This window comes from Aquipseudomonas guryensis, assembly GCF_014164785.1.
GTDB lineage: Bacteria > Pseudomonadota > Gammaproteobacteria > Pseudomonadales > Pseudomonadaceae > Aquipseudomonas > Aquipseudomonas guryensis.
In genome coordinates, this window is the sequence record NZ_JACJFN010000002.1 from 759,513 (window position 1) to 779,262 (window position 19,750).

The 19,750-nt window shown below is 63.2% G+C and carries 21 protein-coding genes; 20 read left to right on the top strand and 1 reads right to left on the bottom strand.

Going from position 1 to position 19,750, the window contains the following annotated elements; translation table 11 throughout:
* The first annotated feature begins 57 nt into the window (after positions 1-57).
* A complete protein-coding gene (gene gorA / locus H3H45_RS11295; protein ID WP_182833808.1) occupies positions 58-1,416 on the top strand; it encodes a glutathione-disulfide reductase in 1,359 nt (452 codons plus the stop codon).
* 6 nt (positions 1,417-1,422) lie between these two features.
* The gene (locus H3H45_RS11300) at positions 1,423-2,046 is read left to right on the top strand and encodes a trimeric intracellular cation channel family protein (protein ID WP_173206432.1); all 624 of its coding nucleotides are present in this window, start codon (positions 1,423-1,425) and stop codon (positions 2,044-2,046) included.
* A gap of 18 nt (positions 2,047-2,064) precedes the next feature.
* On the opposite strand, the gene H3H45_RS11305 is transcribed toward H3H45_RS11300, so the two are convergent.
* The gene (locus H3H45_RS11305) at positions 2,065-2,529 is read right to left on the bottom strand and encodes a copper chaperone PCu(A)C (protein ID WP_182833809.1); all 465 of its coding nucleotides are present in this window, start codon (positions 2,527-2,529) and stop codon (positions 2,065-2,067) included.
* A 186-nt stretch (positions 2,530-2,715) separates the two neighbouring features.
* Between H3H45_RS11305 and H3H45_RS11310 the strand changes: the two genes are divergently transcribed.
* The 18 genes from H3H45_RS11310 (at position 2,716) to H3H45_RS11395 (ending at position 19,749) form a co-directional block, all read left to right on the top strand.
* Positions 2,716-3,387 carry a paraquat-inducible protein A gene (locus tag H3H45_RS11310; protein ID WP_182833810.1) on the top strand — a complete coding sequence of 224 codons (672 nt, stop codon included), beginning with the start codon at positions 2,716-2,718 and terminating at the stop codon, positions 3,385-3,387.
* A complete protein-coding gene (locus H3H45_RS11315; protein ID WP_182833811.1) occupies positions 3,374-4,030 on the top strand; it encodes a paraquat-inducible protein A in 657 nt (218 codons plus the stop codon). Before H3H45_RS11310 ends, H3H45_RS11315 begins: the two co-directional genes overlap by 14 nt.
* 399 nt (positions 4,031-4,429) lie before the next feature.
* Positions 4,430-6,010 carry a phage tail sheath family protein gene (locus H3H45_RS11320; RefSeq protein ID WP_182833812.1) on the top strand — a complete coding sequence of 527 codons (1,581 nt, stop codon included), beginning with the start codon at positions 4,430-4,432 and terminating at the stop codon, positions 6,008-6,010.
* Between the two features lie 12 nt (positions 6,011-6,022).
* Entirely contained in the window at positions 6,023-6,547 is a 525-nt protein-coding gene (locus H3H45_RS11325) for a phage tail protein (protein WP_182833813.1), read from the top strand.
* A gap of 5 nt (positions 6,548-6,552) precedes the next feature.
* A complete protein-coding gene (locus H3H45_RS11330; RefSeq protein ID WP_182833814.1) occupies positions 6,553-7,239 on the top strand; it encodes a hypothetical protein in 687 nt (228 codons plus the stop codon).
* A 518-nt stretch (positions 7,240-7,757) separates the two neighbouring features.
* Positions 7,758-8,039, top strand: a complete 282-nt coding sequence (locus H3H45_RS11335; protein WP_182833816.1) for a hypothetical protein — start codon at positions 7,758-7,760, stop codon at positions 8,037-8,039.
* Entirely contained in the window at positions 8,036-9,346 is a 1,311-nt protein-coding gene (locus tag H3H45_RS11340) for a DUF4255 domain-containing protein (protein WP_182833817.1), read from the top strand. Before H3H45_RS11335 ends, H3H45_RS11340 begins: the two co-directional genes overlap by 4 nt.
* Positions 9,343-11,241 carry an ATP-binding protein gene (locus H3H45_RS11345; protein ID WP_182833819.1) on the top strand — a complete coding sequence of 633 codons (1,899 nt, stop codon included), beginning with the start codon at positions 9,343-9,345 and terminating at the stop codon, positions 11,239-11,241. The genes H3H45_RS11340 and H3H45_RS11345 overlap by 4 nt, the downstream gene beginning before the upstream one ends.
* Positions 11,238-11,501: a hypothetical protein gene (locus tag H3H45_RS11350; RefSeq protein ID WP_182833820.1), complete on the top strand. Its 264-nt coding sequence runs from the start codon at positions 11,238-11,240 to the stop codon at positions 11,499-11,501. Before H3H45_RS11345 ends, H3H45_RS11350 begins: the two co-directional genes overlap by 4 nt.
* Positions 11,502-11,512: 11 nt before the next feature.
* The gene (locus H3H45_RS11355; protein WP_268939318.1) at positions 11,513-12,760 is read left to right on the top strand and encodes an eCIS core domain-containing protein; all 1,248 of its coding nucleotides are present in this window, start codon (positions 11,513-11,515) and stop codon (positions 12,758-12,760) included.
* Positions 12,761-12,773: 13 nt separating this feature from the next.
* The gene (locus H3H45_RS11360) at positions 12,774-13,145 is read left to right on the top strand and encodes a hypothetical protein (protein WP_182833823.1); all 372 of its coding nucleotides are present in this window, start codon (positions 12,774-12,776) and stop codon (positions 13,143-13,145) included.
* Positions 13,138-13,785 (top strand): hypothetical protein, encoded by a 648-nt coding sequence (locus H3H45_RS11365; RefSeq protein ID WP_182833825.1) that lies wholly within the window; start codon positions 13,138-13,140, stop codon positions 13,783-13,785. The genes H3H45_RS11360 and H3H45_RS11365 overlap by 8 nt, the downstream gene beginning before the upstream one ends.
* A gap of 21 nt (positions 13,786-13,806) precedes the next feature.
* Positions 13,807-16,626: an eCIS core domain-containing protein gene (locus tag H3H45_RS20010; protein ID WP_220494232.1), complete on the top strand. Its 2,820-nt coding sequence runs from the start codon at positions 13,807-13,809 to the stop codon at positions 16,624-16,626.
* Between the two features lie 12 nt (positions 16,627-16,638).
* Entirely contained in the window at positions 16,639-17,292 is a 654-nt protein-coding gene (locus H3H45_RS11375; protein WP_182833827.1) for a hypothetical protein, read from the top strand.
* Complete coding sequence (locus H3H45_RS11380; protein ID WP_182833828.1) at positions 17,289-17,648, top strand: LysM domain-containing protein; 360 nt, start codon at positions 17,289-17,291, stop codon at positions 17,646-17,648. Before H3H45_RS11375 ends, H3H45_RS11380 begins: the two co-directional genes overlap by 4 nt.
* Positions 17,645-18,784 carry a hypothetical protein gene (locus H3H45_RS11385; protein WP_182833829.1) on the top strand — a complete coding sequence of 380 codons (1,140 nt, stop codon included), beginning with the start codon at positions 17,645-17,647 and terminating at the stop codon, positions 18,782-18,784. Before H3H45_RS11380 ends, H3H45_RS11385 begins: the two co-directional genes overlap by 4 nt.
* Positions 18,781-19,290: a phage baseplate assembly protein V gene (locus H3H45_RS11390; protein WP_173206478.1), complete on the top strand. Its 510-nt coding sequence runs from the start codon at positions 18,781-18,783 to the stop codon at positions 19,288-19,290. The genes H3H45_RS11385 and H3H45_RS11390 overlap by 4 nt, the downstream gene beginning before the upstream one ends.
* A 138-nt stretch (positions 19,291-19,428) precedes the next feature.
* Positions 19,429-19,749 (top strand): hypothetical protein, encoded by a 321-nt coding sequence (locus tag H3H45_RS11395; protein ID WP_182833830.1) that lies wholly within the window; start codon positions 19,429-19,431, stop codon positions 19,747-19,749.
* The last annotated feature ends 1 nt before the right edge of the window (position 19,750 follow it).

A 19,750-nucleotide genomic window follows, 5' to 3' on the forward strand; every position in this document is an offset into this window, starting at 1 on the left:
GAACGCTCGACGAGGACGTTGGGGTATGCTGGCAGCCTGTTAAGGAGATCACAACCCATGCCCTACGACTTCGATCTTTTCGTCATTGGTGCCGGTTCCGGCGGTGTACGTGCCGCACGTTTCGCAGCGGGCTATGGCGCCAAGGTGGCGGTAGCGGAAAGCCGTTACCTGGGCGGCACCTGCGTCAATGTAGGCTGCGTGCCGAAGAAACTGCTGGTCTACGGCGCCCATTTGGCCGAGACCTTCGAGCAGGCGCAGGGCTTCGGCTGGAGCAGTGAACAGCCTAGCTTCGACTGGCCGACCCTGATCAACAACAAGAATCGCGAGATTCAGCGTCTCAATGGCATCTACCGCAATCTGCTGGTCAACAGCGGTGTAGAGCTGCTGGAGGGACACGCTCGCCTGCTCGACAAGCACAGCGTCGAGGTCAACGGCCAGCGTTACAGCGCGGCCAATATCCTCATCGCCACCGGTGGCTGGCCGCAAGTGCCGGACATTCCCGGCAAGGAACTGGCTATCACCTCCAACGAGGCGTTCTTTCTCAAGACACTGCCCAAGCGTGTGCTGGTGGTCGGGGGCGGCTATATCGCCGTCGAGTTCGCCTCGATCTTCCATGGCCTCGGTGCGCAGACCTCGCTGCTGTACCGCGGTGAGTTGTTCCTGCGCGGTTTCGATAGTGCGGTACGCCAGCACCTGAAAGACGAGCTGACCCGCAAGGGACTGGACCTGCAATTCAACTGTGATATCACCCGGATTGAGCGACAAGAGGACGGCAGCCTGCTTGCCACGCTGCAGAATGGTCGCCAGTTGCCGGCCGATTGCGTGTTCTACGCCACTGGGCGTAGGCCGATGCTGGACAATCTCGGCCTGGAAAATACCGCCGTCGAGCTGGATGAGCGAGGCTTCATCAAGGTCGACGAGCATTACGTGAGTAGCGAACCTTCGATTCTCGCCCTCGGTGATGTGATCGGTCGTGTGCAGCTGACGCCGGTGGCTCTGGCTGAAGGCATGGCCGTAGCCCGTCGGTTGTTCCGTCCGCAGGAGTACCGCAAAGTGGATTACAACCTGATCCCGACCGCCGTATTCAGCTTGCCGAATATTGCCACCGTAGGCCTGAGCGAAGAGCAGGCGAGGGCGGCAGGGCATGTGGTCAAGGTGTTCGAGAGTCGCTTCCGGCCGATGCAGCTGAGCCTAACCGAATGCCAGGAGCGAACCTTGATGAAGCTGGTGGTGGATGCCGAGAATGATCGCGTGCTTGGCTGCCACATGGTCGGCCCGGACTCGGGTGAGATCATTCAGGGTCTGGCCGTGGCACTCAAGGCTGGCGCGACCAAGCAGATCTTCGACGAGACGCTGGGCATCCATCCAACAGCCGCCGAGGAGTTTGTTACCATGCGCACCCCTGTAAGCGCCTGAGTTCCCATGCAACAGCTTTTCTACCTGGCCGACCTGTTTGGCGTCGCCGTATTTGCCATTACCGGCGCGCTGATGGCCGGACGCAAATCCATGGATCTGTTCGGTGTGCTGGTGATCGCCATCGTCACCGCGCTAGGCGGTGGGACCCTGCGAGATGTGATCCTGGATAACCATCCGGTCAGCTGGATCCGCAACGATACCTACATCCTGGTTGCCTCGCTGGCAGCCATCGGCACCGTGCTGTGGGTACGCCTGACCCGGCCGATCCATGAGCGCGGCCTGCTGATTGCGGATGCCTTTGGTCTGGCGGTGTTCACCGTGATCGGCACAGAAGTCGCCCTGCAGCACAATGTGCCCTACAGCACTGCGGTGATCATGGGCGTGATGACCGGCGTGGCCGGTGGTGTCATGCGCGATGTGATCTGCAACGAGATTCCGCTGATCTTCAAGAAAGAGATCTACGCCACCGCCTGCATTCTCGGTTCGCTGGTGTTCATTGCCCTGCGTGAGCTGCAGACGCCGCATTGGCTGGACACCGGGATAGCCATGCTAACTGTGCTGGGTGTGCGCCTGGCGGCCATCCAGTGGCACCTGGGCCTGCCGCAGTTCCATTTGCTGGATCGCGACTGAGCCCAGGCGCCGCCTTGCTCAGTGGTGGGCGTGGGCATCGGCAGGCGCTTCGGCTTCGATAGCCACCTCTACATCGACCTTGCCAGCCTTCTCGAATTCCAGGGTCAGTGCAAAACGCTCGCCGGCCACCAGTGGTTGAGTCAGGCCGAACAGCATCACGTGATTGCCGCCTGGGGCGAAGCGTACTTCGCCACCAGCCGGGATGCTCACTGAGTCGACCTTCTGCATCTTCATCACATCGCCTAGCATCAGATGGGTATGCAGCTCGGCTTTGGCTGCCCGCAGCGTACTGACGGCAAGCAGCCGATCTGCACTTTGCGCTTGATTATGCACGATGAAATAGGCGCCGCCGTTAGGGGCATTGGGGGGCAGGGCGCGCGACCAAGGGTGCTCGATATGCAGATCGCCTACGGTGAACTCATGAGCCTGCGCGGAGTTACCGAACAGGGTCAGCATGGCAAGGGCGGCCAGTTTCAGGCGCATCGTGGAAGTGTCTCCTGATTGTCAGTTGGCCAACCCTAGCATGAAGCCAGCCGCCATAGGCTGTGGCAAAGCAGCACAGATTATTCAGAATACGGATGTTCAAGCGGGTTAAACCTGCAGCTGTGCAGGTATTATCTGCAAGCCAGCATCAGCCAAGCCGGCCTGCGATGAGTACGGAGCAATTCAATGATTCAGGATTCGGGGCAACCCGTGCATACCCGGCAAGCGCTACCGCCGCTGAAGGATCTGATTGCCTGTCATGAGTGCGATCTACTGATGCATCATCCGCATGTTGGTGAAGAGCAGAAAGCCAGCTGCCCGCGTTGTGGCTACGAGCTGGTGGTACACCGTGCGCAGATGCAGCGCCGCGCCCTGGCCCTGGTGCTGACGGCATTGCTGCTGTTTATCCCGGCCAACTTCCTGCCGATCATGAGCCTTAACCTGCTGGGCCAAAACGCCGTCGACACGGTGTGGAGCGGGGTAGTGGGGCTGTATCACTCCAACATGGAAATCGTGGCAGTGGTGGTCTTTCTCTGCAGCATGCTGATTCCATTGGTCAAGCTGCTGTGCCAGCTTCTGGTGCTACTGAGCCTGCCATTTCCCAGTTGGCGCCCGCTGGGCACGCAGCTATACCGGACTTATCACCACCTGCGTGAGTGGGGCATGCTGGAGGTCTATCTGTTCGGCATCCTGGTCTCGATCGTCAAATTGATTGACCTGGCCGACCTGCATCTTGGCGTCGGCATGGCCTGTTTCATCGCCTTGATGCTGGCTCAGGTGTGGCTCGAGGTGACCATGTCTCCGCACCAGGTGTGGGATGCACTCAGTGAAGAGGAAGATAACCATGCGCGCACTTGATGCCGGAATTCTGGTCTGCGGCGAATGCCATCGACTGGAATACCTGTGCGAAGGCGAAGTCCAGCACTGTTCGCGTTGCGGTTCCCGGCTGCATATGCGCCGGCCGAATAGCATTGCTCGCACCTGGGCTTTGCTGATCACGGCAGCAGTGCTCTATATCCCGGCGAATATGCTGCCGATCATGACCATCAACTTCTTCGGCAATGGTGCGCCCTCGACCATCATGGGTGGCGTACTGGAGCTGATCCATGCCGACATGCTGCCAATCGCCTTGGTAGTGTTCGTCGCCAGCATCTTGGTGCCGACCTTCAAACTGGTGGGTATCGCCTTGCTGCTGTACTCAGTACAGCGTCATCAGCCTATGTCGGCACGGCAGCGCATCTTGATGTACCGTTTCATCGAGTGGATCGGACGTTGGTCAATGCTCGACATCTTCGTTATTGCGATCCTGGTTGCGCTGGTCAATTTCGGCAACATCGCTAGCATCCAGGCTGATAGCGGTGCGATCGCATTCTGTAGCGTGGTGATCCTGACCATGCTGGCTGCAGTAACGTTCGATCCTCGGCTGATCTGGGACAACACCGATATGGAGAATGAGGAGGACGACAGCGCCGAGTTGCACAACGGCAAGGCTCAGGATTGAGCAGAGGGCATGGCAGAGACTTTATCCTGATTCTGCTCCATATATCTAATTTAACATAATATACATTATGCGAAGCATGATATAGGCCAGCACAGCTACCTCTCGTCAGTCTGGCAAAGTGACAGCATTGCGGCTCGGCTTCGCTGACCTATGGTCTTTTATAGATTTATCGGCCGTATGGCCAATCGGGCTCTTGTAGTCCGCGTTTGACGCCTAGTTTTCATGGACGGAAGCATCTTTTCCTCTCCGCAGCATTTGGGCCTGGACGCTCGTCTTTCCTGATTGTGCGCATCGCATTGTCCGCATCGATCCAATTGTGCACCGAGTAGTTCCATGCCCGGTCTGCGCGCCATCTATGCATTAGGCCGGGCATCAGATTACCTCTGAGGAGTTCAGCTCATGCCTTCCAACCTGAGTTATCCCGGCGTCTATATCGAAGAAGTACCCAGCGGCGTGCGCAGCATCACCGGCGTCGCTACCTCGATCACGGCTTTCATCGGTCGCGCGCTACGCGGGCCGGTCAACGATCCTGTGCGAGTTCAGAGTTTCGCAGAGTATTCCAGGCTGTTTGGCGGTCTCTGGCAGCCGAGTACCCTGAGTTATGCGGTGCTGCAGTTCTTCCAGCATGGCGGCAGCGACGCCTTGATAGTTCGGGTAGCCAACGCGGCTGTTAGCGCGACGCTGGAACTACCGACCGCCAGCGGCTCGCTGCTGCTTGAAGCCTCCAGTCCCGGTGTTTGGGGCAGCCGCCTGCAGGCCACGGTCGATCACCTGACGCGCGATACTGCAGATCCGCTGCTGTTCAATCTGTTGATCGAAGAACTCGACCGGCCTGGAGGCACTGTGACTGTTGCCTCCGAGGTGTTTCGCAACCTCTCGGTCGATCCGCTCAGCCCGCGTTTTGTTGACACGGTACTCAACGAGCAATCCGCGCTGGTCAACGTCCAGGCCTCGGCGCCGGTTGACGAAAGTCCCACCGACGGCACCTTAGCCGTAGCCAATGACGACGGCACAGCTACGGCAGCAGGCGTTCTCGGCGAGGATGGCGACCCCATCGAAGATGCCGAAATCACTGGTGACGAAGACCAGCGTACCGGCATCTTCGCGCTGGATGCCGCCGACCTGTTCAATCTGCTGTGCATCCCTCCCCTCACCCGCGACGCCGACCTCGATCCCGCCACCCTGGCGGCTGCCGCGAGCTACTGCCAGACACGCCGCGCCTTACTCATCATCGATGCCCCAGCGGCCTGGACTGCCAGCCCGAGCACAGCCATAGCCGACGCCGAGGATGGGGTTAACACACTGCGTGCCACGATCGGCAACGATGATGCGATCAACGCCGCGGTGTACTACCCGCGTCTGCGCATGGCCGATCCGCTGTCGGAGAATCGCCTGGCCGAGTTCGCGCCCTGCGGTGCGGTAGCCGGGATCATGGCGCGCACCGATGTACAGCGCGGCGTATGGAAGGCCCCGGCCGGTCTGGCTGCCTCGTTTTCCGGGGTGCAGGGCTTCAGCTACACCATGACCGACCGGCAGAACGGTGTGCTCAACCCGGTTGGTCTGAACTGCCTGCGCAGCTTCCCCGTAGCTGGGCATCTGGTCTGGGGCGCGCGCACGCTGGCGGGTGCTGACTTGCTGGCATCCGAGTGGAAGTACGTACCGATCCGCCGCCTGGCACTGTTCCTCGAGGAAAGCCTGTTCCGCGGCACCCAGTGGGTCGTGTTCGAACCCAATGACGAGCCGCTGTGGGCGCAGATCCGCCTGAACATCGGCGCCTTCATGCAGGACCTGTTCCGCCAGGGCGCATTCCAGGGCTCCAGTCCGCGCGATGCCTACTTCGTCAAATGCGACCGCGAAACCACCACGCAGAGCGATATCAATCGAGGTGTGGTGAACATTCTCGTTGGCTTCGCCCCGCTCAAACCCGCCGAGTTCGTGGTCATCAAGCTGCAGCAGATGGCCGGCCAGATCGACGTCTAGGAGAACCAGACCATGGCTCAGTTCAGCGTCAACGCACAGCGTTTCGATCCGTACAAGAACTTCAAATTCCGGGTGAAGTGGGATGGCCGCTATGTCGCCGGCATCAGCAAGGTCGGCGCCCTCAAGCGCAGCACCGAGCTGGTCGAGCACCGCGAAGGGGGCGATCCGTCCACCTCGCGCAAATCGCCTGGGCGCACCAAGTTCGAAGCCATCACCCTGGAGCGCGGCGTCACCCATGACACCGAGTTCGAAAAGTGGGCCAACAAAGTATGGAATTTCGGTGCCGGGCTGGGCGCCGAGGTATCGCTCAAGGACTTCCGCAAGGACCTGATCATCGAGGTGTACAACGAGGCCGGTCAGCTCGCCCTCGCCTACAAGCTGTTCCGCTGCTGGGTGTCGGAGTTCCAGGCGCTGCCAGACCTGGACGCCAATGCCAATGCGGTGGCTATCCAGACCATCAAGCTGGAAAACGAAGGTTGGGAGCGCGATTACGACGTTAGCGAACCCAGCGAACCCAGCTACACCGAGCCGGCCTGAGCAGCATGTTGCCGCTGACTTCAGCACAGCTGCTGGCGCTCTGGGAGCATGGCGCGGCGCGGCATCCGCTCGACCGCGCGATGCTGCTCTTCGCCCAGGCCGCTCCGGAGTTGCCAGCCGAGAGTCTGGCGGACCGGCCGCTGGGCGAGTGCCACGCAGCCCTGATGCGCTTGCGCTGGCGCAGCTTCGGCAGCTGCATGCCGTTGTGGTTGGATTGTCCCGCCTGTGGCGAGCGTATGGAGTTCGAGCTGCTGCCGGATCAGCTGCCGCCCATGCAGCCACCTCCCGACTCCATTGAAGTGGCCGGCCAGCGCTTTCGTTGCCCCACCAGTCGCGATCTGGCAGCTGTTGCCAACCTCACCGACCGGGAGACGGCCGCGCAACAACTGCTACGGGGCTGCGCCGAAGATGCATGTGCTTCGGACATCCGCCGCGAGCTGGTTGAGGCCGCGCTGGAGGATGCCGACCCCTGGGCTGATCTAGCGCTGGCCTTCCAGTGCCCGGCCTGTGGTCAGGGTGGCGAGGCCTGTTTCGATGTGGCGGGCTATCTGTGGGAGGAAGTCGATGTCAGCGCCCGCCAGTTACTGAACGAAATTCACCTGCTCGCCCAGACTTACGGGTGGAGCGAGCAACAGATCCTGGAACTTAGCGCCATGCGGCGCAGCGCCTATCTGACCAGGGTGGCCCCATGAGTGGCCTGTTCCTGCGGCTGGCCGCACAGGCCAGCGGCCTGCGCGGCGCAACCCTGCGTTCGCCTGCTGCATTGCCCTATCAGGCTGTTCAGCAGCGCGTGGAGCCGCTTGAGTCGGCTGCGGACCGGCCGGATTTACCGATGGAGAGCGCTAGTGCGACAGAGCAGCCAGTCATTACCCCAGGGCGCGAAACCGCAGCGAGGCTGCCCGCCCGCCAGCGGCATGGGCCGTCTAGTCCGCAGGTGCCTGAACAGCAGACGCCCGCCGTCGCCCCCCGTGCTTTTCAGGCACATGACGAACCAGCGACGGCGTCACCCCTGCCCAACCGGGAGCCAACGGATACGCATGCTCCCTTCGCGCTGGCTGTGCCACCCGGTTTGATAACGCAGCCGATGAGAACGACAACGGTGAGCTTCTCTGCGCAGCAAGCGGATGCCACTTCCCCGCAGAACCCGAGGCAAACAACTGAAGGGCATGCGCCAAGCGCGCTGTCTGGCCCGGCACGTAAAGATTCAGCAGTGACCGAGCCTTTCTCGCGCGATGACAGCGGCCCCCTGCCCCTACCGGCCGCCCTGCTCTCGCCGCGCCCGGTTGCGCCAAAGCAGGCGGTTGCTGCCGTCCCGCCCACATCGGCATCCCCCACACCCAGTCCGCAGCCGGACGAAGTACACATCCATATCGGCCGCATCGAGGTCACCGCCATCCAGGAAAGCGCGCCGAGCAAACGCGCCTCACGCAAAGGTACGGCACCACTGTCGCTGGATGACTACCTGGCCAAGCGCAAGGGAGACATCCGATGAGCACCGCCCTGGCCCTGGCCGGCGTCACCGCCGTGCTGCGCGACCGGCTCAACGATGGTCTGGTCAACCACAATGTCGCCGGCATCCTTGGCAGTACAGTGACCGTCAGCGTGCTGCCGCCAGACCGCGTCGTGCCGGCCGATGGCACCGAATCCAGCCAGCTCAACCTATTCCTTTATCAGGCAATCCCCAACGCCAGCTGGCGCAATCAGGCGTTGCCCTCCCACGACTCTGCTGGCCGCCAGCGCCTGACCAACCAGCCGCTGGCCCTGGACCTTTACTACCTGATTTCCGCCTACAGCGGCGGCGACCTGCATGCCGAAATCCTGCTCGGCTATGCCATGCAGTTGATGCATGAGTTTCCCATCATCACCCGCGAAATGATCCGCACCGCCCTCACCCCCTCACCCGACCTCGGCGTGGTGTTGCCGCCGGCCCTGCGGGCGCTGGCCGAATGCGGCCTTGCCGACCAGTTCGAGTTGCTACGCATAACGCCGCAGACGCTCAACACCGAGGAAAGCTCCAAGCTGTGGTCGGCCACCCAGTCCAGCCTGCGGCCCACCGCGGCTTACCAGATATCCGTGGTGCTGATCGAGGCTACCCGCCCTGCCCTCGCCCCCTTGCCGGTGCTGACGCGCGGAGAGGTCGATCCACTCTCGGGACGCGAGCGCGGCGTGGTGGTTTCGCCAAGCCTGATACCGGCCCTGCCGACCCTGGAAGCCATCCTGCCCAGCGGAGCCCAGCCGGTGGCCCGACTCGGCCAGAGCATCGTGCTGCGCGGCCACCATCTGAATGGCAGCGACCGTGAAATACGCATCGGCAACCCCCGCTACGAGGTAAGCGAGATCCTGGCAGCCAGTGGGGCGGATCAGGCCGGGCAGATGGAGCTGCTGATCCCGGTAGCCCGAGCAGATGACTTCCCCGTGGGGGTTTATGAGGCGAATGCGCGGCTGATCCGTCCCGGCGAAAGCCTCGCCAGAGAGAGCAATCGCCTGGCATTCACCCTTGCCCCGGACATCACCAACTTGCCGCAGAACGTGGCACGTGACGGCGACGGCGATGCCCTGGTAACCATCGAGTTCACCCCCGAATTGCGCACCGGTCAGCGCGCCACCCTGCTGGTCGGCCAGCGCGAGGTGCCGCCGCAAAGCTTCGCGGCGCCGACCGACACGCTGGATTTCCTGATCGAGCAAGCCGAAGTTGGCGAGCACCTGGTGCGCCTGCGCATCGATGGGGTCGACAGCCCCATCGTCGATCACGCCACCACGCCACCGACCTTCCTCAATCTGCGGTTGACCATCACATGAACGCCCCGGCAGCCATGGACTGGTCGAGCGCCAACCAGCAACTGCTGGCGGCCGAGTTCGCCCGTCTGCGTGCCTTGCTCGACGGCAGCGATGCCTTGGATGAGCGGACGCGAGGCGCTGAGCTGCGTGTGGCAATGAGTGCGCCGCCGGCCATCGATACCCTGGCACGGATGTTCGAACTGAGCGACTTCGAACGCGATCTCCTGCTGCTCGTCGCCGGCGTCGAGATGGACGCCCGGCTGGGCCCGCTCTGCGCCCAGGCCAATGGCCAGGCAGGCCGCCCCTGGGCGACCTTCGGTCTGGCCATGAGCCTGCTGCCCTCCGCCCACTGGGATGCCATGGTCCCGTCGGAACCGCTGCGCCGCTGGCGCCTGCTGGAAATCGACGAAAGCGCCGGTTTGACGGTCGGCCGTCTGCGTATGGACGAGCGAGTGCTGCACTACCTGGCCGGCCTCAATTATCTGGATCAACGCCTGCAACCATTTCTGCAACCCCTTCCGCCTGCGGGCCTCATGTGTCGTGCGCATGCAGCAATCAGCGAGGCCGCCAGCGCCAGTTTGCAGGGCGATGGTGCCAAGCCACGCGTCATCCTGCTGAGTGGCGATGACGCCCAGGGCCAGTTGGATGTCGCTGCCGACATTGCCCGGCGTCTGGGCGTTGCCCTGTATTGCCTGCGTGCTGCGGACATTCCCACGACCGCCCATGAACAAGCCGCGCTGGCCACACTCTGGCAGCGCGAAGCCGCACTACTGGGCAGCGGCCTGCTGATAGAACTGCGCGATGATGACGGCAAGACGCTCGAACGCTTTACCGAGCGGCTCGGCGGGCTACTGATAATCGCCTCGCGTGCACCCACCCCACTGGATGGGGAAAACCTCACTGTGGAGCGTCCCGATGTGCCCGAGCAGCGTCGACTCTGGCATGAGGCCATGGGCCCCCGGTGCGCGGAGCTGGCGCCGATCATTGATAGCCTAGCCGGGCAGTACCGACTCGGCGCCAGACGTATCGCCAGTATCGCTAAGCGACTCGGTACGCAGATTGACCTGGCCGCACTGCACCGTGCCTGCAGAGCCGATGCCCCCGGCATGAGCGAGCTGGCACAACTCATAGCACCGCGTGCCGAATGGGACGACCTGGTGCTGCCCGAGGCGCAGCGCCGGGTTCTGCAGCAAATCGCCGTGCATACCCGCCACCGCCTTACCGTGCATCACGACTGGGGCTTTGCTGACAAGAGCTCACGCGGCCTGGGCATCTCCACTCTATTCTGGGGCGACTCCGGCACCGGCAAGACCCTGGCCGCCGAGGTATTGGCCAACACCCTGGGCCTGCCGCTTTATCGCATCGACCTGTCGGCGGTGGTCAGCAAATACATCGGTGAAACCGAGAAGAACCTGCGCAAAGTCTTCGACTGCGCCGAAGAGCTCGGCGCCATCCTGCTGTTCGACGAAGCCGATGCGCTGTTCGGCAAGCGTAGCGAGGTCAAGGACAGCCACGACCGCTACGCCAATATCGAAGTCAGCTACCTGTTGCAGCGCATGGAGGCCTATCGCGGCCTGGCGATCCTCACCACCAACCACAAGGCTGCGCTGGACGCTGCCTTCGCCCGTCGCCTGCGCTTCGTGGTGCATTTCCCGTTCCCCGACCAGGCCCAGCGCGAGGCGCTTTGGCATGGCGTGTTCCCACCGGCAACGCCGCTGCAGCACTTGGATTATCGCAAGCTGGCGAACCTGAGTGTGCCTGGCGGCACCATCAGCAATATCGCCCTGGCCGCTGCTTTCCTGGCCGCCGAGGCCGGCACCGCAGTAGGTATGGCGCATTTGCTGCGAGCCGCGCACATCGAGGCCGGCAAACGCGACAAGCCAATTTCCGATGCAGAAACACGGGGGTGGGTATGAGCCGCATCGTGCTGCATATCGACCGTTTGGTGCTGCGTGGCATCGAGCCCGATGATACCGACGCCTTCTCCACAGCCTTGCAAGCTGAGTTGCAGCGCCAGCTGGCAATGACTGGCATGGCAGAGATGTTACGCGGCATCGGTCAGCCAGCTCGAATCAAGGTTGGCGAAGTGCGTAGCGCCAAATCAGGTCACGAAGGACTGGGGCAAGCAGTTGCCCAAAGTATTGCGAGCGGACTGTACCCGGGGCATGCCATCTAGCCCCAGCTGTCATGGGGACTTTTAACACAGCACCGGTTGTTTCTTTTGATACAGGGAGCAGCACAGTGAAACAGATCAGAAGAGAAAGTAGTCCAGCGATAACCAGCGGCAAGCCTGCGAGTACGACACTGGACAGTGCTGGCCGACATTCTCCGGCAGATACCCTGTCTCAAGCCGCCCAGGAATCGGCAACGCCACTCCCACAGCCGTTGATGCAGCAACTCGGCGCTCACCTGGAGCACGACTTTAGCCAGGTTCGCGTCCATAGCGGGCGCGCATCCATGGCCGCAGCAGATCAACTGGACGCGCGGGCCTACACCCTGGGTCGGGATATTCACCTGGGCAGCGAGGCCTTCCGACTTACCGCCAGCGAGCGCCAGCACCTGTTGGCACATGAAGCCATTCATACGGTGCAACAGGGTGGGCGCGCAGTCGCTCCTGGCGAGCATCTAGCCGTGAGCCATCCGAGCGACTCGGCCGAACACGAGGCCCATGAATTGGCTGACCTGATCGGTCACATACCCTCGCCGTCTCTGGCGGCACGCGACCAGGTGCTGCGTAGGGTGCAGCGCAATGTGGCGCCCCATGTGCAGCGCGACTTGAAAAAGGAATACAAATCTACCGACGGCACCTTCAAGACCAACCTCAAGACTGAGAGTCATGCTGGGGCCAAGAATGGCATGAGCGGCACGATCAAGTTCACGGCCAGCGATACCGCTCCCGACTCGACAAACATACGTTTGCTACAGGTCGTCAGGCTGGAAGATCTCAGTACAGGGAAAGACTACGTTTGGTCCGGGGCTGAGGCCGATCGCAACAAGGTACAGAGCACCGCCGATAGCGGAACCGGTGCCGAAGCTGGATTCTTTGTTGACCACTCAGCGGCAGCAGCATCGCCACGTACGGCCAAAGCAGACTCGGCCGTATCGCCCTATTATCGGGACTATTGGCCCAATGCGAGTAGCAGCCAGGACGGTAGCAAGGCAGGTAAGACTGTCACCGATGCATCGCTGTGGGACTATCCAGGATGGAGCCAGAAATGTCGCTTCAGCTTCGAGACGGCCGCCAAGGCAGCAGACACCGGCTACGTCTACGCCACCCTGACCTGGGGCTTCACCATCAGCGATCCAGCCAAAGGAACGGTCACGACCGAACACGCAGCGGCGCACTACGTGCAGTCCGCCACATTTAACTCCGCGCTCAAGGCATTCAACGAGTTCTACAAAAACCCCGGCGCTTCCAGCGCGCCGACCAAGTAGGAGCAGACGCCCAATGTCTGCCGATGCTCGCCTGGCCGAACTACTCGCCGCGCTTGATAACGCGCCGGATGAGCTGCATGGCGATATCACGCCAGCAGTCTTGGCGCTGGCCGACCTGGGCTGGGTGGCTGCCCCTGCCCTGCTCGATCACATGCTGGCCGCGTCGGCGGATACGCGCCTGCATGCCCAGCGCGCCTTCGAGGGCATTCTCATGCACGACTGCGGTTTTGTCCGTGGCCGTGGCTTTGTCAACCGTGACGATGAGAACCGCTTTCGCGAACTCTGGGCCACTCAAGGTGGCTACGCCCATGACGCCAGCCAGGCCCGGCGCAACTTGGCGGTCGAAGCCTGGCGGGGCTGGCTCAAGGAGCATGGCCATGACTGAGCGCAAGCGCATTAACCAGGTTGCGGAGCTCAACAACCAGCTAGAACGCGGCACGCTGTTCGCCCATACCGCTTTGGGCGAGAACGCCCTGCGCCTGAACCAGCTGCAGGCGGTGGTGCATGGCTTGGCAGATCTGCTGATTGCCAAGGGCGTTGTAGACAGCAGCGAGCTGGGCCAGGCCATGCAACGGGTGGATGAAGAGTTGCGCCAGCGCGGCGAACAACTTGGCCCCGGCACCTTGATCCGAGTCGAAACCATCGAGGACCAGCCGCCAACGGCCACGGTCGACTGCGAGAGTCGCCTGCACATCTGCAAGGCCGTGTGCTGCCGTCTCAACTTCGCCCTCAGCGTCGCGGAAATAGAAGACGGCCACGCGCGCTGGGACCTAGGGCAGCCCTATCACATTCGCAAGCAACCCGATGGATGCTGCGTTCATCAGACTACGACCACCGCCCCGGCGTCTGCCGGCGCTACAGCTGCGCCAAGGACCAGCGAATCTGGAGTGACTTCGAGGGCCGCTTGCTCAATCACGAGTGGATTGCCGCGAACCTCGGTCAAGCCGCGCGACCACACGCAACAGCCGTACTCATGCACCGGGTGGATACGCAAGGAGAGTCGGCATGAGTCTGTTGCGTACTAGCGTCAGCGAGAGCAGCGCGCCATGAATGCTCGTACCAGTCAGGCGCCTGTGGCCACGGCACTGCCAGCAGCCTCATTGCTGCAGCGCAAGTGCGCCTGCGGCAAGGGAACCTCAGCATTGAGTGACGACTGTGAGGATTGCCAGCGTGCCCAGGCATTGGGGTTGCAGCCACAGCTTGCGATAGGCGCCAGCGACGATCCACTTGAAGTAGAAGCTGACCGCGCCGCGGCGCAAGTGCTGAGTACGGCCAGCGACTCGGGGCACCTCAGATCATGTTCGGCTCCACACCTGAGTCGCCTCTCGACAGGATCGGCATCCGCTCAATCTGCACCAGACAGCGTGACACAGACGTTGAACAGCAGCGGTGAACCGCTTTCCGCCGAGACGAGGGCCTTCTTCGAGCCGCGCTTCGGCCACGACTTTGGCCGAGTGCGTGTGCATCGTGACAGTACGGCGGCAGCCTCTGCCCAGGAGGTTGCTGCCCATGCCTATACGGTCGGCCGGCATCTGGTCTTCGCCCACGGCCGTTATGAGCCGTCCAGCGCTGGCGGCCGCGCGCTGCTGGCGCACGAATTGGCGCATGTGGTGCAGCAGCGCCAGGCCCCCGAGTATCAGCCAGAGGAAACGCTCGAAGTAGGCGCCAGTGGCGACGGCTTTGAGCGTGACGCACATGGCGCGGCTAATCGGGTGCTGTCGGGACAGCCGGCTGGGGTCGCGGGCGTTGTGCAGCGCCAGCGTCTCCAGCGTTTCTCCGTCACGGAGGAAGCTGCCGGTGGTTGTGGCGTCTGTTATGGCGCTGTTTATGGCGGCCTTGGCCCGGCCGAAGCCGGCAACGCAGCCCACGCCATTGTTCAGCTGGCCTTCCTTGCCCACCTGCCGCGCGGGCGAGTGGAGCTGCCATTCAGCAGTCCCGGCGATGACAACGGACGACTCGACCTAGCGATAGTCACCCAAGAGAACGGCCTACCGACCCGCGTGCAGATCGGCGAAATAAAACCTGCAACGCCCCATGGCGAACAACAGGGAATGGACGATCTGGACTTTTATGAAACGGCGGTCCGTGAGTTCTTCTCCCTGCAGAACCCTGATGTAGAGGTTGAACGTCTGGTCACCAGCATTCCGGTTGGTCGGGGCCTGCCCATGCCGGATCCAATCGCCACACTCGCTGGCTGTGTCGTGCAGCGTCTGGGCGTGGTGATGATGCGTCCCGGGTTATATGGCTACTTTTGCGACCCGCCGTTTTCCGAAGCCCGACGACTCTGCTCCTGTCGCCCACCCGAACCGAGGCGTGAGCCTCTGGATGTTCCCGTTCCGGTACCGGTCTCGCCGCCGGTCAGGGTGCCAAACGCCCCGCCGCAAGGTGTTGGCGTACCCGAGTCGCCACCTGTAGGCGGCCGGGAGCCACATAGCCCACCTGTCACTGCGCCGACTCCAGAGGGTTCGCCGGAAATCTTTCCTGAAACAGAGCCGAATCCTGACAATGTGATTCCGTTTCCCGGGCGACCACGGCCGGGCACCGAGGAAAGCCCGGAGGCCGCACCGGAAGGCGAGCCGGAATGGATTCCCGCTGCCGCACGCATTTCGCTGCTTGGCGCCGCACTGACTGCCACGGCGCTGATGGCCCGCACTGCACTGCGCAATGCGCCACGAGCGGCCGCCAACCGCGCCCTGGGCTATGTCCAAGCCGTCGCCGCGGTGGCCTTGATCGTGCTCTATTCCAGTCGGGTTGAGGCGCGCGTCGGCCCTGGCGAGTCGCCATTGGAAACGCTGTTCGAGGCAATGCGCAACGATGGCATCGAGATACCCCCGGAGCTGCGCGAGCGCATCGAAAACGATCCGGCCTTGCGTGCGACGCTGGAGCAAGCCGCACAGACCGGCGACCTGTCTGCGGCGCAGCAGCAGATCACCTCGCAGATGATGCAGGTTATCGCCGACAACCCGGATGACTTCAGCGAAGAAGACCTGCGCATCCTGGCCGCCGCCACCGAAGCCGCCAGCGCTGGCGATGCGGCCGTGCAACCAACGGTAGAGACATTGCGTGCAGCGATAGACGCCAGGCGCCGGGGCGAGTCGATCGACGACATCGTCGGTGGTTCCGGCACAGGCACCGGTGGCGGTGCGGCTGCCGAGACCGATGGCGGTACGGAGACAGAGCCTGGGACAGACGCAGGTGAGACAGCTGCCGAACCCCTACCAGGCATATCCGATGAGCTCAACCAGCGGCTATCGAGCAATCCCGAGATACGTCGGCTGTTTGATGCCATGACCGGCCAAGGCGATGGACCGGCCGTCACCGAAGAAGTGGTGGAGCGTTTCCTGGCGATAGTGCCGGCAGACCTCAATCGGGATGAGAGCATCCGTCTCATCACAAATCTCCAGGCGGTCGCCGCGCAAACGGTCGATGAAATCCTCGCCAGCCTGCAAGGCGCGGTCGGCACCCTACGCGGCGAAGGCTCAGCGCCTGTTGCCGAGGTGAGTCCTACTGCCCCGCCGAGCACACCTGCGGCGCCCCCCACAGAAACCACAGCCCCCACCGCGACACCGACGTCCGATGAGGGTGCGCGCGTGGCGGCGCGCTTGCAGGGCGCGACAGCCAGTGCGCAGACGCTTATCCGCACCGCCGACATCGTTGCGGGAACACGGATGAGTGTCTTCGTCGCCCGCATGTACGGTCGTTACCTGGTAGGCGGCTTCGTGTCTTTCACCCCGATAGCACGACAAGACACCGGCGTATGGACCGCAACCATCCATCCGACGCGCTGGTACAACCAGTCCGGGCAATACGTCGAGACACAGCCTATCGCTGACATGGCGACAACCATCACCCCCGTGAACAACTGAGCGGAGCCTGACATGACCATCAGTAATTCCCCCCGCCTGATCAAAGCCGGCCTGGTCATGATCGACCCGCAGTCGGCCCAGGTGCGCCGGGTGATTGCGCTGCAGTACAACCCGGAAAAACTCACCCGCAGCCTGCAGGTACAGGGCTCCGGCGATGGTGCCGAACGTTCCGAGGCGCTGCGCTTGAAGGGGCCGGCCGTGGAGACCTTCCAACTGGAGGTGGAGATCGATGCCGCCGACCAGTTGCAGTATCCGGAACAACATCAGGCCGTGGTGGATGCCGGCATCGCCCCGCAGCTGGCGGTGCTGGAGTCGCTGATCAACCCGGCGGCAGCCGATCTGCTGGCCGGCAAGGCGCTGGCTGCGGCGGGCACCCTGGAGATCGCGCCGATGGAGTCGGCCCTGGTGCTGTTCGTCTGGGGCGCCAAACGCATCGTGCCGGTGCGGGTAACCGATTTCTCCATAGCCGAAGAGGCGTTCGACCCGCAGCTCAACCCGATCAACGCCACCTGCAACCTCGGCCTGCGCGTGCTCTCGGTGGACGACCTCGGTTTTGATCACAAGGGCGGCGGGCTGTTCATGGCCTACCTGCAATCACGCGAGAAGCTGGCCGGCAAGGCCGCCACCTTCGGCTTCGACGCACTGGGCATTGGAGGCCTGCCATGACCGATCCGCTCAAGGCCTTTTTGCAGGCCAACGCCATCACCGCGCCGGCCTTCGCCCAGGACAGCCGCTACCACGGCCTGGACATCGCCCAGTGGGTGCGCGCCGATGGCGAAGTACTGAGTTATGTACGCCGGCGTTTCGTGCCGCCGCCGGAGAACTTCGCCACCCTGGGCGAACACCGGGTGGAAGTCGGTGACCGCCTCGACAACCTGGCCGCGCGCCATCTGGGCGACCCGCAGCAGTATTGGCGGCTGTGCGACGGCAACGGCGCACTGCGCCCGGATGAGCTGACCGAGACGGTAGGCCGGCGTCTGCGCATCACCCTGCCGGAAGGCGTGCCGGGAGACGACTTATGAGCAATGCCGTCCATCTCAGTCTGCTGATCGGCCCGATCATTCCGTTGCCGGTGCCGGCGATGCTGATCGACGCCCTCGAAGAGGTCACGGTAACCAGTGCCAGCGAGGGCGCCAGCGGCTTCCAGCTGCGCTTCAAGGTCAACAGCAAGTCCGAACTGAACACCCTGTTCCTGATTGCCGTGGGCAACAACGCCAGCCTGGGCACACCGCCGCTGCGGGTGGTGCTGATCGTCACCCTCGGCGGGCGCGCCCAGCCGCTGTTCGATGGCGTGCTGACCAATGTCGAGGTGCAGGCCGGGCAGAATCGCCAGCCCGGCAGCATCACCATCACCGGCGAAGACCTGACCAAGGTGATGGACCTGATCGACTTCTCCGGCATGCCCTACCCGGCCATGCCGGTCGAGGCCCGCGTGGCGCTGATCTGCGCCAAGTACGCGGCGTTCGGCATCATCCCGCTGCCGATCCCGTCGTTCTTCCCGGATGTACCGATCCCCATCGAACGTATCCCCGCCCAGCAGGGCACGGACCTGGCCTATATCCGCCAACTGGCCGAGGAAGTCGGCCATGTGTTCTACATCGAGCCGGGCGAGGTGCCGCTGACCAACATCGCCTACTTCGGCCCGGAGATCAAAGTCGGCCCGCCGCAGCCGGCGCTGAACATCGACATGGACGCACACACCAATGTCGAATCGCTGAACTTCAGCTTCGATCCGACCAAGGGCGTGCTGCCGATCGTGTTCATCCAGAACCAGATGACCCGCGCGCCGATCCCCATTCCGATCCCCAACCTCAACCCGCTGCAGCCGCCGCTGGGCGTGCTGTCCACGCCGCTGGCCAACCTCAAGATGATGAAGGAGACGGCCAAAATGAGCCCGATGCAGGCCATCTGCGCCGGCCTGGCCGAGGCGAAGAAATCCCAGGACGCGGTGAGCGCCAGCGGCAGCCTCGATGTGCTGCGTTATGGCCGCATCCTGCGCCCACGCAAGCTGGTCGGCGTGCGTGGCGCCGGCGTCGCCTACGACGGCCTTTACTACGTCAGCAGCGTCACCAGCACCCTGGGTCGCGGCAAGTTCACCCAGAGCTTCAACCTCAGCCGCAACGGGTTGATCTCCATCACGCCAACGGTGCCCGCATGAGCCAGCGCTACTACGGTAAATACCGCGGCATGGTGTTGAACAACATCGACCCCATGCAGCAGGGCCGCCTGCAGGTGCAGGTGCCCGACGTGGCCGGGCTGATTCCGGCTAGCTGGGCCATGCCCTGCGTGCCGATTGCCGGCATCCAGAACGGCATGGTGGCGCTGCCGATGATCGGCTCCGGGGTCTGGGTGGAGTTCGAGCAGGGCAACCCGGACCACCCGATCTGGGTCGGCTGCTTCTGGGGCAGCGCGGCGGAGATCCCCGCGCTGGCCCTAGCCACCCCGCCCGGCATGCAGGCCATCACCCTGCAAACGCCCTTGCAGAACGGCCTGACCATCTCCGACCTGCCCGGCCCTACCGGCGGAATCATGCTCAAGAGCGCCACCGGGGCGACCCTGATCGTCAACGACACCGGCATTTATATCCAGAACGGCAAGGGCGCCATGCTCACCCTGGTGGGCCCGGCGGTAACCATCAATAACGGCGCGTTGACGGTGATCTAGGGTCGCCCGCGCGGGCGGTCGCAGGCAGTTCCCGTGGGATGCGGAACAAGGAGGCAGGTATGGACAGACACGCAACGCAGCAGCGCCGCCCGAGCAGTGCTCGGCCACGCGCCCTGTGGCGTCCGGAGGGTTGCTGAGATGCCCGGCCCTCTCCTGCATGTCGGCGCCAGTGTGCTCTGCGCCCATGGCGGCACCGCCAATCCAACCGTACCTAACCCGCGCGTGCTGGTCAGCGGCCAGCCGACCGTGCTGATGAGCGGCCCCTACGTGATTGCCGGCTGCCCATTCAACGTCTCCGGCAGCCCGGTGCCTTGTGTCACCGGGCAATGGGTAGTGGCCGCGACCCGCGTGCTTTCCAACGGCCAGCCGCTGGTGCTGATGGACAGCCAGGCGGTCTGCGCACCCAACGGCACACCGCTGCTGCCGGTGGCAGCACAGACACGCGTGATCGGGAGCTGAC